General features: G+C 70.2%; 13 protein-coding genes. 10 read left to right on the top strand and 3 right to left on the bottom strand.

The genetic code is table 11. The features are described from left to right. On the bottom strand, nt 1–1,000 hold a 1,000-nt coding region (locus P1P70_RS08110; RefSeq protein ID WP_319235794.1), incomplete at its 3' end, for a serine/threonine-protein kinase. A gap of 261 nt (nt 1,001–1,261) precedes the next feature. Here P1P70_RS08110 and P1P70_RS08105 point away from each other — a divergent pair. Then, the gene (locus tag P1P70_RS08105; RefSeq protein WP_319235792.1) at nt 1,262–2,047 is read left to right on the top strand and encodes a cell wall protein; all 786 of its coding nucleotides are present in this window, start codon (nt 1,262–1,264) and stop codon (nt 2,045–2,047) included. Nucleotides 2,048–2,178: 131 nt separating this feature from the next. Here P1P70_RS08105 and P1P70_RS08100 read toward each other — a convergent pair whose 3' ends face one another. Then, a complete protein-coding gene (locus P1P70_RS08100; RefSeq protein ID WP_319235790.1) occupies nt 2,179–2,763 on the bottom strand; it encodes a biotin transporter BioY in 585 nt (194 codons plus the stop codon). A 460-nt stretch (nt 2,764–3,223) separates the two neighbouring features. Between P1P70_RS08100 and P1P70_RS08095 the strand changes: the two genes are divergently transcribed. From P1P70_RS08095 to P1P70_RS08055, 9 genes are all read left to right on the top strand, one after another. Continuing rightward, the gene (locus P1P70_RS08095; protein ID WP_319235789.1) at nt 3,224–4,534 is read left to right on the top strand and encodes an ROK family protein; all 1,311 of its coding nucleotides are present in this window, start codon (nt 3,224–3,226) and stop codon (nt 4,532–4,534) included. A gap of 253 nt (nt 4,535–4,787) precedes the next feature. After that, nucleotides 4,788–5,852 carry an ABC transporter substrate-binding protein gene (locus P1P70_RS08090; protein WP_319235787.1) on the top strand — a complete coding sequence of 355 codons (1,065 nt, stop codon included), beginning with the start codon at nt 4,788–4,790 and terminating at the stop codon, nt 5,850–5,852. Nucleotides 5,853–5,956: 104 nt separating this feature from the next. Next, nucleotides 5,957–6,766 carry an ABC transporter permease gene (locus tag P1P70_RS08085; RefSeq protein WP_319235796.1) on the top strand — a complete coding sequence of 270 codons (810 nt, stop codon included), beginning with the start codon at nt 5,957–5,959 and terminating at the stop codon, nt 6,764–6,766. Further along, on the top strand, nt 6,742–7,542 hold the full coding sequence (locus tag P1P70_RS08080) for an ABC transporter ATP-binding protein (RefSeq protein ID WP_319235785.1): 801 nt from the start codon (nt 6,742–6,744) through the stop codon (nt 7,540–7,542). The genes P1P70_RS08085 and P1P70_RS08080 overlap by 25 nt, the downstream gene beginning before the upstream one ends. Before the next feature lie 58 nt (nt 7,543–7,600). Next, nucleotides 7,601–8,965, top strand: coding sequence for an LLM class flavin-dependent oxidoreductase (locus P1P70_RS08075; RefSeq protein WP_319235783.1), 1,365 nt, complete (start codon nt 7,601–7,603; stop codon nt 8,963–8,965). A gap of 21 nt (nt 8,966–8,986) precedes the next feature. Beyond that, nucleotides 8,987–9,904, top strand: coding sequence for a TauD/TfdA family dioxygenase (locus P1P70_RS08070; protein ID WP_319235782.1), 918 nt, complete (start codon nt 8,987–8,989; stop codon nt 9,902–9,904). A 113-nt stretch (nt 9,905–10,017) separates the two neighbouring features. Continuing rightward, on the top strand, nt 10,018–11,403 hold the full coding sequence (locus P1P70_RS08065) for an amino acid permease (RefSeq protein ID WP_319235780.1): 1,386 nt from the start codon (nt 10,018–10,020) through the stop codon (nt 11,401–11,403). A 173-nt stretch (nt 11,404–11,576) separates the two neighbouring features. Further along, nucleotides 11,577–12,218: a superoxide dismutase gene (locus P1P70_RS08060; protein ID WP_319235778.1), complete on the top strand. Its 642-nt coding sequence runs from the start codon at nt 11,577–11,579 to the stop codon at nt 12,216–12,218. A 228-nt stretch (nt 12,219–12,446) separates the two neighbouring features. Beyond that, the gene (locus P1P70_RS08055; protein ID WP_319235776.1) at nt 12,447–12,665 is read left to right on the top strand and encodes a hypothetical protein; all 219 of its coding nucleotides are present in this window, start codon (nt 12,447–12,449) and stop codon (nt 12,663–12,665) included. A gap of 181 nt (nt 12,666–12,846) precedes the next feature. Here P1P70_RS08055 and P1P70_RS08050 read toward each other — a convergent pair whose 3' ends face one another. Beyond that, complete coding sequence (locus tag P1P70_RS08050) at nt 12,847–13,500, bottom strand: DsbA family protein (RefSeq protein ID WP_319235774.1); 654 nt, start codon at nt 13,498–13,500, stop codon at nt 12,847–12,849. Between the last annotated feature and the right edge of the window lie 48 nt (nt 13,501–13,548).

The following is a 13,548-nucleotide window of genomic DNA, read 5'->3' as shown; positions in this document are numbered from 1 at the left end:
GTTTTTTGTCGGGAGCTTGTGATTTGTATAAGGGTCCGGGTGAAGGGGGCGTCGTCTCGGCTTCCGGGGCGGGGCCGGTCGGCGGTCGCCCGCTTCCGTCCGGTGGCCTCTGCCTCCTCTCGGTGGGTGGCGTCGGAGGGTTCGCGATCGGCTCGTCGAGGCCGGCCATGGGTGCCGCGATGTCGGACTCCGCGTCTTCTCGCCCTGCTTCGGCGTATCCGACTCCGGTGTCCCCCTGGCCCGCCGGGGGTGTGGTGAGGGCGTGCAGTGCCTCGGTGAGGCGGGGCAGGCCTGGTCGGGCCTCGGGGTCCTTTTCGAGGAGGGCGGCCAGGACGTGTCGGAGGGGGCCCGCGGCCGTGGGCAGTTCGGGCTCTTCGTAGAGGACGGCGTGGAGGGTGGCGAGGGTGGTGGTGCGGGAGAAGGGGGAACGGCCGCCGAGGGCCGCGCAGAGCGTGGCGCCGAGGGACCAGAGGTCGGAGGGCGGGCCCTGGGGGCGGCCCGAGACGCGCTCGGGGGCCATGTAGTCGGGGGAGCCGACGAGCATGCCGGCCATGGTGAGGGCCTCGGCGTTCTGGATGGCGGCGATGCCGAAGTCGGTGAGGACGGCCCGGTGGGTTCCCGCGCGCCTGATCAGGACGTTGGCCGGCTTGATGTCGCGGTGCAGGACGCCCTGGGCGTGCACCTGGCCCAGCGCGTCGAGCAGTTCGAGGCCGATCCTGGCCGTGTCGTGCGCGTCGAGGGGACCGTCCTCCGCCACCAGCCGTTCCAGGGAGCGGCCGTCGACCAGTTCCATGACGATCCAGAGCCGTTCGCCCGCGTCGACGACGTCGTAGACGCGGACGACGTTGGGGTGGTCGATCCTGGCCGTGGCCCTGGCCTCGCGCAGGGTTCGCTCGCGTCGGGTGCGGCTGTCCTCCGGGTCGTGACCGTCGATACGCATTTCCTTGACGGCGACCTGCCGGTCGAGTATTTCGTCGGTGGCCCGCCAGACCCGCCCCATTCCTCCTTGACCGATGCATTCGACCAGCCGATAACGGTCGGCCACGACAAGACCAGGAACACCGCCACGCGTTATTTCCGGCACCCCCATGCCCCCCTTCGGCAACCCTTTCACAACTGACCGCACGCGCCTCAGAGGAACCACATCGTCGCGCATTGGTCACACTTCGTGCCGCACCAGCATAGTGCTGGGAAATCTTGTGGTACCTCTTCATAGGCCGTGAATTCAGGCACGGCCAGGGGGATGCAAGGGGGATGGAACATGAGTTCTCATCGTAAGACTGCCATGGCCGGATCGCTGCTCACCGCCTCGTTCACGTCGGTGATGATCCTCGGCTTCACCGCCTCGGCGGACGACGAGGGAGGATTGAGCAATCACGGCGGAAAGACCGTGGACGCGGCACCGGCGGACGTAAAGCTCTCGACCCTGCTGTCCAAGGAAATCAAAGTCGACAACACGTCCGGGGAAACGGATATCACCGGCGTCGTGAAGAACGATGGCAGCAAGGCGAGCGGTGAAATCCGATTGCTTGTGGTCGGTTTTGACGGCATGACGGTCAAGAACGTCAAGGGCTGTTCGGCAATTCCGGAGGGGGACCTTCCCGACGGCGCGAACAGCGGTTTCGCGTGCGCGATCGACGATCTCGCGGCCGGAAAGTCGAAGACCTATGCGATCGACGCCACGTACGACCTGAGCGAGCGGGGCAAGATCTGTCTGCCGGTGCAGAACGCCGACGGTTCGAAGACGTACTGGCAGCAGGGCCCGGTCCCGTTCGGCGCGACCAACCAGGCACCGAACGAGCCCGCCACGCCCCTGCTCCTCGGCACCGACAACAGCCCGGTCACCCCCGGCGGCGGTGACGGTGGAGACGGCGACGGCGGTGGCAGCGGCGGTGGCGGTGGCGGGAAGGACGACCAGCCGGACGAGCTGCCGCAGACCGGTCCGGCCGACCGCGTCCTGCCGTTGGGCATGGCGGGCGCCGCGCTCATCTCGGCCGGTGCGGCGGGGCTGTGGTGGAACCAGCGGCGTGCCCGGCAGGAGTCCTGACCCGGGAACGCCTCCACCAGGAAGCGGCGCACGCGTGAACGCCGAAGAGGCTCGCCGTGGTGCGGTCGGTGTACGACCCGGCGAGCCTCTTCGGGGGCGCGGCGCCCGCTCGGTGGCGGGGCGTCACGAGGTCACTTCTTCAGCAGTTTCCATGCCGTCGGCAGCAGCCCCATGGCCAGCGCGACCTTGAGGGCGTCTCCGATCAGGAAGGGGGTGAGGCCGAGCGCGACGGCGGAGGAGAGGCTGATGCCGGCGGTGGCCGCGAGGTACGGGACGCCGACGGCGTAGATGATCGCCTCGCCGACGAGCATCGTGCCGGCCATCCGCAGCGTGGAGCGGTCGCCGCCCCGACGGGCCAGGGCGCCCACGGCGGCGACCGCCAGGATCATGCCGAGGATGTAGCCGAAGGAGACGCCGACGCCGGACGTGCCGTTGGCGAACCACGGCACGCCCATGAGGCCGGCCAGCGCGTACAGGGCGAGGGAGGCGACACCGCGGCCCGCGCCGAGGGTGGTGCCGACGAGCAGGGCCGCGAAGGTCTGGCCGGTGACCGGGACCGGCGAGCCCGGCACGGGCACCGCGATCTGGGCGGCGAGCCCGGTGAGCGCGGCGCCGCCGACCACGAGCGCGATGTCGCGGGCGCGGGCGCCGGTGAAGGGCAGACGGTCGGCGAGGACCTCGCCGGGGCGGGCTGACGTGGCGGCGGCGGTGCTCATGTTCGGGTTCACTCCGGCGGGTGACGGGGGCGGGGACTCGGTGACGCTATCCCAGGCGCCGTGCGCCGGACACCGTCAGCGCTCGACAAAGGGTCGATCGACGGCTTGGTGGACTTCGGACAAAGGATGCGGGTTACACCCGGTACGGCGTGACACCGGTCACTGAGGTGGAGTGGCTTGCGTCCTGACGGGGTGTCGCCTCGCGTCTGTAGGGTTTCACCAATCGGGTCGGCGGGGTGGACAGGTGCCGTCTCGCCCGTCGGTCGCCGTCTGGGCAGCGGTGGGCCGTTTTGCTAGCTTCGGACGCATGGTTGCCCAGGCCCGGTACTTCACGTCGCGTCGCTACGTCGACCTGCGACGCGTGGGCGCGGCCACCTGTCGCCGACCCGGGTGAGGCGGCTCCGGCACGTCCCGCCCTCCGTGAGGCGCAGTGTCGGACCCGTTCCCGAGGATGATCGCCATGCCGCGTGCCGCGACAGCACCCACCCTTCATGCCCCCTCTCCCCCAACTCCCGCTTCTTCCACCGCCTTTCGGTCCGCTCCCCCGTCGGCGCCTTCCGGCGCTCCCGGGTCTCCCGTGCCGCGTGCCGCGGACAGTGACCGGCGGCGGACCAGTGCCAGCGTGGTCCTGCGGTCCGTGCTGGAGCACGGTCCCGTGGCGCGCAGCGTCATCGCCCGGGTGACCGGGCTGTCGCCGGCGTCGGTGACCGACTACTGCGCCCGCTTCACCGGGCTCGGACTCCTCCGTGCGGCCGAGCCTCCCCGACGCTCCAAGGCGGCGGGGCGTCCGCATGTGCCCCTGGACCTGGACGACTCGCGGTTCGTGGTGGGCGGGGTGCATGTGGCCGTCCCGTTCACCACGGTGGCGCTGCTCGATCTGCGTGGACGGGTGCTCGTGGAGCGGCGGTCGAAGCACGTGTCCACCGAGCCCGGACCGATCCTGGCGCGGGCAGCCGATGAACTCCGGGCCCTGCTGGACGCGACGCCGGGCCGCCGGGCCCTGGCCGTCGGCTTCGCGGCCGGTGGCTGGGTGGACCGGGAGACCGGGACCGTCGTCGAGCATCCACTGCTGGGCTGGCGTGAGGTGCCGGTGCGGGAGGTGCTCGGTGGTCTCACGGGGCTGCCGGTCCATGTGGACGGACACGCGCGGGCGTTGGTGGGCGCCGAGCAGTTGTTCGGGCAGGCGCGGGGCAGCCGGAGCGTGCTGCACCTGTTCGTGGGCAACATGGTCGACGCGGCGTTCGCGACCAACGACGAGGTGCACCACGGGCCGCGCTCACAGGCCGGTTCGGTCGCCCATCTGCCGTTGCCCGGCGGCACCGAGCCGTGCGACTGCGGGCGGGTCGGCTGCCTCCAGGTCGAGTTGAGCGAGCGGACCCTGTGCCGGCGGGCCCGGGAGGCCGGGGTCGTCGACGGGGCGAACCCGATGCGGGTGCTGGCCGCGGCGGCGGACGGCGACGCGACGGCCGTACGGCTGTTGATGGAGCGGGCGCGGATGGTGGGGCGGGCGGCGGAGCTGCTGCTCGACGTGCTGAACCCGGAGACCGTGGTCGTCACCGAGATCGGGGTGATCGGCCGGGCGGACTGTCTCGCCGCGTTGCACGAGGTGGTCGGGGCGGGCCGGGCGGCGGCCGTGGTGCCGACGAGCTTCCCCGACTCCGTGCCGGCCACGGCGGGCGGGGCGGTGGCCCTGGACGTGCTGTTCCGGGATCCACTGGGGTCCGTGGAGCGTCTGGAGCTTCCGGAGCGCGCCTCGGCCGTGATCGGTTAATTCAGAAACTCCGAATGTTGACAGGCCTTGCCGAAGACCGGGAACATCGTATTCATGCTGCTCACGAGTTGTCGCACCCTCTGTTGCTGACCCGTTGACGTCCCGGAGTGCCCGGCGCACTCCGGCTACGCGGCACTTTCTCCTGCGTGGAATCCACTTACGCGGTTCTCCGCTGTCCCCGTCCGTTTTTCCCACGGTTTCTCCGTGCGCTTCAGTGCGCGCAGTCACACATTTCTTCTCTGGGGGTCCTCCCATGCCTTCTTCCGCCGTGCCCGGTTTCGACCGGCGACTCCTCCTCACCTCACTGCTCGGCGTCACGGCCGCGGCGGCCGGGCTCAGTGGCTGCGCCGACAGCAGTGCGGCGACCGCCCGCACGGCGGCGGACGCGCCGCTGCCCACCAGGGTTCCCCGGGGTACGAGCCTGAAGATCTCCTCGTTCCAGAATCAGCAGGAGTTGCAACTCGAGCTCGCGAAACTCGACGATCTGCCCTTCCGGGTGAGCAGTTGGGCGAACATCGGCGCCGGCCCGGATGTCATCAACGCTTTCCGGTCGGGTTCGCTGGACGTCGCCAACAATGCGGGGATCCCGCCGATCCAGGCGCATTTCCAGGGATACGACGCGAAGATCGTCGCGATCAATCTCACCCGGAAACCGAACTATCTCTTCGCCACCAAACCCGGCAGCGACATCACCACGGTCAAGGATTTCCGGGGCAGGAAGCTCGCCTTCTCCCAGGGGCAGGCCCAGGGCGTCGTCCTCCTGCGGGCGTTGAAGGAGGCGGGACTCGCCCACGACGACGCCGAGTTGGTCCCGCTGACCAGCAACCAGTTCCTGACGGCCCTCCAGTCGGGTCAGGTGGACGTGGCTCCGCTCGCCAACCAGCAGGCGCCCGCCTACCTCCAGCAGTACGAGTCCAAGGGCGCCCGCACGATCCCCACCGACGTGGTGGACCTGCTCAGCCTGCTGTGGGCGCCGGCCTCCGTGCTGGCCGACTCCGCGAAGGCCGCCGCCGTCGCCGCGTACATCCCGTACTGGGCGAAGGGTGCGGTCTGGCAGTACGAGAACCCGGACATCTGGAACGAGGAGTTCTACGTGAAGACCCAGAACCTGACGGCCGCCCAGGCCGAGTCGATCAGTGAGCTCGCCAACAAGCCGTTGTTCCCGCCGAGTTGGGACGAGGCCATCAGGTGGGAGCAGGAGACCGCCGATCTGCTGGCGGAGGGCGGCTTCGTGAGGAAGTTCGACGTCGGCACGCTCTTCGACCGGCGGTTCGAGGGGATCGCCGCGCAGGCCGTGACCGCGGAGTACCGCAGGTGAGCGCCGTGACCACGGGAGCCGCCGCCCCGACCGCGGCGGGCACCGTGAGCGACACGACCGGCCCCGGCGCGTCCCGTTCCGGCGTCCTCTCATCCGGCGCCGGCGTGGCCGTGCAGGAGACCGTCCAGGTCCGCAGGCGTCGCCGTCTCTCCCCCGGGAAGCGGCTGCCCGCCTCCCGGCTGGTCGGGCCCGTGCTGTTCCTCGCGCTCTGGGCCGTCGCCTCCGCCGCAGGTCAGCTCGATCCGGCGGCGATCCCGGCGCCTTGGACGGTGCTGGAGACCGGTGTCCGCCTGTGGACCGACGGGACGTTGACGACGGACATCGTGACCTCGCTGCAGCGGGCCGGGTCCGGGTTCGCGATCGGGCTGACCGCCGGGATCGTGCTCGCCCTGGCCTCCGGGCTGAGCCGGACCGGCGAGGCGCTGATCGACGGGACCGTGCAGCTCAACCGGGCGATCCCGACGCTGGGTCTGATTCCGCTGTTCATCCTCTGGCTGGGCATCGGTGAGACCTTCAAGATCGCGATCATCGCCATCGTCGTCTACATCCCGATCTACCTCAACACCCATGCCGCGCTGGCCGGGATCGACAGCCGTTTCGTCGAACTCGCCGAGGTGCAGGGCCTGTCGAGGTTCCAGTTCGTCCGGCAGATCGTCGTCCCCGGCGCGTTGCCCGGCTTCTTCGTGGGTCTGCGGCTCGGGGTGACCGGCTCCTGGCTGGGTCTGGTCGTCCTGGAGCAGATCAACGCCACCAACGGACTCGGCTACATGATGTTCCAGGCCCAGAACTACGGCCAGAGCGACGTCATCCTCGTCGGCCTGGCCGTCTACGGGATCTTCGGCCTGGTCTCCGACAGCGCGGTCCGTCTCATCGAACGGAGGGTGCTGTCATGGCGACGCACACTGAGCAGCTGACCGCCACCGAGCTTCCGACGCAGCTGACCGCCACCGAGCCTCCGGCGGTCACCACGGCCACGACCGCCCCGCCCGCCGTCCGACTCCGCGACCTGACCAGGTCGTTCGACGGGCGCAAGGTCCTCGACGGCATCGACCTCGACATCCCCGCCGGACAGTTCGTCGCCCTGCTCGGGCACAGCGGCTCCGGCAAGAGCACGCTGCTGCGGGCGGTCGCCGGACTCGACCACGAGGTGGCGGGCAGCGGCCGGCTCACCGCGCCGACCAGGGTGTCCGTCGTCTTCCAGGACTCCCGTCTGCTGCCCTGGCGCCGCGTCCTCGACAACGTCCTGCTCGGCACGGAGGGCAAGGACGCCGCCGACAAGGGCCGCGCGGCCCTCGCCGAGGTGGGCCTGGGGGGCCGTGAGCGCGCCTGGCCGAACGAGCTGTCCGGCGGTGAGGCCCAGCGCGCGGCGCTGGCCCGCTCCCTGGTCCGCGAGCCCGAACTGCTGCTCGCCGACGAGCCGTTCGGCGCGCTGGACGCACTCACCCGGATCAGGATGCACACCCTGCTCAGGCAGCTGTGGGAGCGTCACCGGCCGTCCGTGCTGCTCGTCACCCATGACGTGGACGAGGCGATCGTGCTCGCCGACCGGGTCCTCGTGCTCGAACACGGCCGCATCGGCCTCGACCTGACCATCGACCGCCCGCACCCGCGCTCGTACCGGGATCCCCTGCTGGGCGAGTACCGCGAGCGGCTGCTGGCCGCGCTCGGTGTGACGGCAGACCACCAGTGAACGCCGGCGCACCGCCCACGACCACGGAGAACCCCCAGTGACCCGGGAGAACAGACACGTGTCCGCACGACAGCTCCACCTCAACGCCTTCCTGATGAACACCGGGCACCACGAGGCCTCGTGGCGGCTGCCCGAGTCCGACCCGTACGCGCACGTCGAGCTGGACCACTACGTGCGGCTGGCCCGGATCGCCGAGCGCGGCACGTTCGACTCGCTGTTCCTGGCGGACGCGCCGCAGCTGTGGGGCAGCGTGGGCCAGCGTCCGGCGGGTGCCCTGGAGCCGCTCACCCTGCTGACCGCGCTGGCGACGGCCACCGAGCACATCGGGCTGATCGCCACCGCCTCCACCTCCTACAACTCCCCCTACAACCTGGCCCGCAGGTTCGCCTCGCTCGACATCCTCAGCGGCGGCCGGGCCGGCTGGAACATCGTCACCACCGCCGGTGCCGAGGCCGCCCGCAACTTCGGTCTGGACGCCGAGCCCGCGCACGCCCAGCGGTACGCCCGGGCCGCCGAGTTCCTCGACGTGGCCCTGAAGCTCTGGGACAGCTGGGAGGACGACGCGATCGTCGCCGACCAGGAGACCGGCGTCTGGGGCGACGACAGCAAGATCCATCCGCCCCGGCACCGGGGGAGGTACTTCAGCGTCGAGGGACCGCTCAACGTGCCGCGCTCGCCGCAGGGTTATCCGCTGCTGGTGCAGGCGGGGTCCAGCGAGGACGGAAAGGCGTTCGCCGCGCGGTACGCGGAGGCCGTGTTCACCGCGCAGCAGACCCTCGGGGACGCGCGGGCCTTCTACGCCGACCTGAAGTCCCGTACAGCCGCGGCCGGTAGGGACCCCGAGCACGTCAAGGTGCTGCCCGGGATCGTCCCCGTCCTCGGGTCGACGGAGGCCGAGGCACGGGCGGCCGAGCGGGTCCTGGAGGACCACATCGTGTACACGCACGGGGTGGGCAACCTGGAGCGGCTGCTGCAACTGCCCGCCGGTTCCCTGGAGCTGGACGCACCGCTGCCGGCCGATCTGCCGCCGGAGAGTGCGATCGAGGGGGCCAAGAGCCGCTACACGCTCGTCGTCGAACTGGCCCGGCGCGACCGGCTGACCGTACGGGAGCTGATCGGGCGGCTGGGCGGTGGTCGCGGGCACCTCACCTTCGCCGGGACGCCCGAGCAGGTCGCCGACACGATCGGGACCTGGTTCACGGAAGGCGCCGCCGACGGCTTCAACATCATGCCCGCGGTGCTGCCATCCGGTCTCGACGCCTTCGTCGAGCACGTCGTCCCGATCCTGCGCGCCCGTGGTCTGCTCCGCACCGAGTACGGCCCGCGCCGGACCCTGCGGGACCGCTACGGCCTGTCCCGCCCCGCCAACCAGCACGTCAGCGCCCTCCCAGTCGCGTCCGCGTCCGCACCCGCCCTCGTCTGATCCACTGAAAGGAACCACGCCATGAGCATCGACATCCAGAAGGTCACCGGGAACATCGGCGCCCGGGTCTCCGGCGTCGACGTCTCCCATCCCCTCGGCGAGCGGACGGTCGCCGCGCTGCGTGAGGCGCTCAACGTCCACAAGGCGCTCGTGTTCGACGACGTGCACCTCGACGACGACGGTCATCAGGCCTTCGTCCGGCACTTCGGCGACATCACCACCGCCCACCCGACCGTCTCGGCCGTCGCGGGTGCCGCGAACGTCCTGCCCGTGGACAGCGAGCGGGGGCGCGCCAACCACTGGCACACCGACGTCACGTTCGTCCTCAACCCGCCGCAGGCCACCACCCTGCGCAGCATCACCGTCCCGCCGTACGGGGGCGAGACCCTGATCGCCAACGCGGCGGCGGCCTACCGGGACCTGCCCGAGCCGCTGCGGCGGCTGGCCGACGGCCTGTGGGCCGAGCACACCAACGACTACGACTACGCGGTGCCGGACGAGGAGATCGACGCGGAACGGGCGGCGCAGCGCGCCCAGTTCACCTCGATCACCTACCGCACGGCTCACCCGGTGGTCCGGGTCCACCCTCTGACCGGCGAACGCGGCCTGTTCATCGGCGGGTTCGCGCAGCGGATCGTGGACCTGTCGTTCGGCGAGTCCCGCAAGGTCCTGGACCTGCTCCAGTCGTATGTGACCCGGCCGGAGAACGTGCTGCGTCACCGCTGGTCGGAGAACCAGCTCGTGGTCTTCGACAACCGCATCACCCAGCACTACGCCATCGACAATTACGACGGTCTGCCGCGCCGGCTGCACCGGGTGACCGTCGCCGGTGACGTCCCGGTGGGCATCGAGGGCAAGGAGAGCTACTCGATCGAGGGGGACGCCTCGCACTACACGTCCGTGGCCGCCCGGGAGGAGAGGACGCCCGTAGCCGCGTAGTCACCTTCCGTGCCGGTCGTGTCCGGATAGCGGACAGCCCCTCCATGCGTGTGGAGGGGCTGTTCAGACTGTCGGCGTTTTTGCCGATCTCACGCATTGGACGAACCGCGCCCATGCCCAGCACCTCCGTCAAGGCTCCACAAGAGCCCGACGCGTCCCTGTCCCACGGCCTCAAGCAGCGCCACCTGTCGATGATCGCCCTCGGCGGCGTGATCGGCGCGGGTCTCTTCGTCGGGTCGGGGGCGGGCATCGCCGCCGCCGGTCCCTCGATCGTCCTCGCGTACGCGCTCTCCGGGCTCCTCGTCATGCTGGTGATGCGGATGCTCGGCGAGATGTCCGCCGCGTACCCGTCCTCGGGTTCCTTCTCCGCGCACGCCGAACGCGCCATCGGTCCGTGGGCGGGCTTCACGGCCGGCTGGTCGTTCTGGGTGCTGCTCTGCACGGCCGTCGGACTGGAGGGCATCGGCGCCGCGAAGATCGTGACGGGATGGCTGCCCGGGACGCCCGAGTGGGCCTGGGTGGCGCTGTTCATGCTGGTGTTCCTGGGCACCAACCTGGCCGCCGTGAAGAACTTCGGCGAGTTCGAGTTCTGGTTCGCCGCGCTGAAGGTCGGTGCGATCTCCCTGTTCCTGGTGCTGGGCGTGCTGGCCGTGGCCGGTGTCCTGCCCGGCACCGACGCGCCCGGCCTCACCAACCTCACCGGCGAGGGAGGTCTGCTGCCGGGCGGTGCGGACGGCCTGGTCATCGGGCTGCTGGCGTCGATCTTCGCGTACGGCGGTCTGGAGACCGTGACCATCGCGGCGGCCGAGTCCGAGGACCCGGTGAAGGGCGTGGCCACGGCGGTCCGTACGGCGATGTGGCGCATCGCCCTCTTCTACATCGGCTCCATGGCGGTCATCGTCACCCTCGTCCCGTGGGACTCCAAGGAGGTCGTGGAGAAGGGCCCGTACGTCGCCGCCCTGGACCACCTGGGGATCCCCGGCGCCGGTCAGGTGATGAACGTGGTCGTGCTGGTGGCCCTGCTGAGCGCGATGAACGCCAACATCTACGGCTCGTCCCGGATCGCCTACTCGCTGGTGGCGCGCGGGCAGGGCCCGAAGGCGATCGGGCGGGTGTCGGGCGGGGTCCCCCGGATCGCGGTCCTCGCCTCCAGCGTCTTCGGCTTCCTCTGCGTCCTGCTCAGCTACTGGCGCCCCGACGACGTCTTCCCCTGGCTGCTGAACATGATCGGGGCGGTGGTCCTCGTCGTCTGGATCCTCATCGCCGTCTCGCAGTTGCTCCTGCGCCGCCGGATCGAGCGGGAGGCCCCGGAGCGGCTGGTCGTGCGGATGTGGGCGTTCCCCTGGCTGACGTGGGTGGCGCTCGCGGGGATGGCCGCGATCTTCGTCCTGATGGCCCGGGAGCCGGGGACGCGGACGCAGTTGTACTGGACGGGCGGGATGACGCTGGTCCTGGCGGTGGTCGGGTACGCCCGGCAGCGGGTGCGCGCCACGCGCTGACCTCAGCGCGGCGCACGCCGACATCGCACGCACACACTTCAGGGCCCTCGCGCGGAGGACGGACGGTCGGTTCGCGCGAGGGCCCTTTGGCGTGCCTGGGCACGCCCCCACAGTCTCTTGCTGCTAGCGTGCACTTGCAAGTACTTTGCAATAAGAGGTCGGAGGGGACCCCCATGCCCGTCTATACACTTCCCGAACTGCCGTACGACTACGCGGCACTGGCGCCCGTGATCAGCCCCGAGATCATCGAGCTGCACCACGACAAGCACCACGCGGCGTACGTCAAGGGAGCCAACGACACCCTGGAGCAGCTGGCCGAGGCGCGGGACAAGGAGACCTGGGGGGCGATCAACGGCCTGGAGAAGAACCTGGCCTTCCACCTCTCCGGCCACATCCTGCACTCGATCTACTGGCAGAACATGACGGGTGACGGCGGCGGCGAGCCCCTGGAGAAGGACGGCGTCGGCGAGCTGGCGGACGCGATCGCCGAGTCCTTCGGCTCCTTCGCGGGCTTCAAGGCCCAGTTGACCAAGGCCGCCGCGACCACCCAGGGCTCGGGCTGGGGCGTACTGGCGTACGAGCCGCTGAGCGGACGACTGGTCGTCGAGCAGGTTTACGACCACCAGGGCAACGTCGGCCAGGGCTCGACCCCAGTCCTGGTCTTCGACGCGTGGGAGCACGCCTTCTACCTGCAGTACAAGAACCAGAAGGTCGACTTCATCGACGCCATGTGGGCCGTCGTGAACTGGCAGGACGTGGCCCGCCGTTACGCGGCCGCCAAGTCCCGCGCCGACGTGCTGCTGCTGACCCCCTGAGCCGGTGACCGAGACGTCCTGCTCGTGATCGTCTTCTCAACCTTCACCGGGCAGGCGGGAAAAGGGAGAACCCCCGCGAGGACGTGACTCGCGGGGGTTCTCACCGTCCGGGACCGCCGGAACACGCCACGGCGGGACGCATTCCGGTCTGACCGCTTCCTCGGCTTTCACCCTATGCTCCCGTTTCCGGCCGGATGCCCGATCCGGCGGACCGGACCGGGAGGTCGCGTGGACACGAGCTACAAGCACTGCCCGCCGTGCGGCGGCGGCAAGCCCCTGCCCTTCTACAAGGCGGACAAGGAAGTACGGCAGTACCTGGAGTCCCTGGGCAAGAACCCGGCCGGCTGGTGGCGCTGCGCCAACCACGGCGAGAAGGGCCGCTGCCTGTTCGTCCAGCCGTACGGCAAACAGAGCGAGGGCCTGACCCTTCCCGAGTCCTTCCGGTGACCAAAACGCCGGGCGCCCTAGGCGAGTGAGCCGAAGGGGCGCGCCTGTGTCGAGAGGGCATGGGGGCACCTCCCGCTCGAGCGAAGCCGAGAGTGGGGGAGCGCGCAGCGCCCGACGAAGGAGGGCCGAGCACGATCGCCGTCTCGACACAGGCACAAGCGCCCCGGAGGCGAACCGAGCCCTAAGAAAGGTTGCTGAAGTCGGGACCCTGCGTGCGGGAGCGCTTGATCTCGTAGAAGCCGGGGACCGAGGCGACGAGGAGGGTGCCGTCCCAGAGCCTGGCGGCCTCCTCGCCCTTCGGGGCGGGGGTGACGACCGGGCCGAAGAAGGCGATCTGCTCGCCGTCGGGGCCGGGGACGGCGATGACGGGCGTGCCGACGTCCTGGCCGACCTTGTCGATGCCCTCCTTGTGGGAGGCGCGCAGCTGCGGCTCGTACGGGGTGGAGTCCCAGTGGTCCATGAGGGAGTCGGGCAGGCCGACGTCCTTCAGGGCGGCGGCGACCGTCTCCTTCTCCGGGCCCTCGCCCTGGTTGTGGATACGGGTGCCGAGCGCGGTGTAGAGGTCGCCGAGAACCTCGGCGCCGTGCTCCTCCTGAGCGGCTATGACGATCCGTACCGGACCCCACGCCTTCTTCTCCAGCAGCTCGCGGTACTCCTCGGGCAGCTCGTCGATCTTGGGCTCGTTCAGTACCGCGAGGCTCATCAGGTGCCAGCGGACCTCGATGTCCCGGACCTTCTCCACCTCCAGGACCCAGCGCGAGGTCATCCAGGCCCAGGGGCACAGCGGGTCGAACCAGAAGTCGACAGGGGTCCTGCCGGAGGTCTGCTCGGTCATGGTTCTCCTCGGAAGAGATCGATAAGGCGAAGTCGTGCGGGCTCGGTC

Origin of the sequence: Streptomyces sp. MB09-02B (genome assembly GCF_033794485.1) — a bacterium.
In the GTDB taxonomy this organism is placed as follows: domain Bacteria; phylum Actinomycetota; class Actinomycetes; order Streptomycetales; family Streptomycetaceae; genus Streptomyces.
This window is presented reverse-complemented; position numbering and strand designations above follow the sequence as displayed.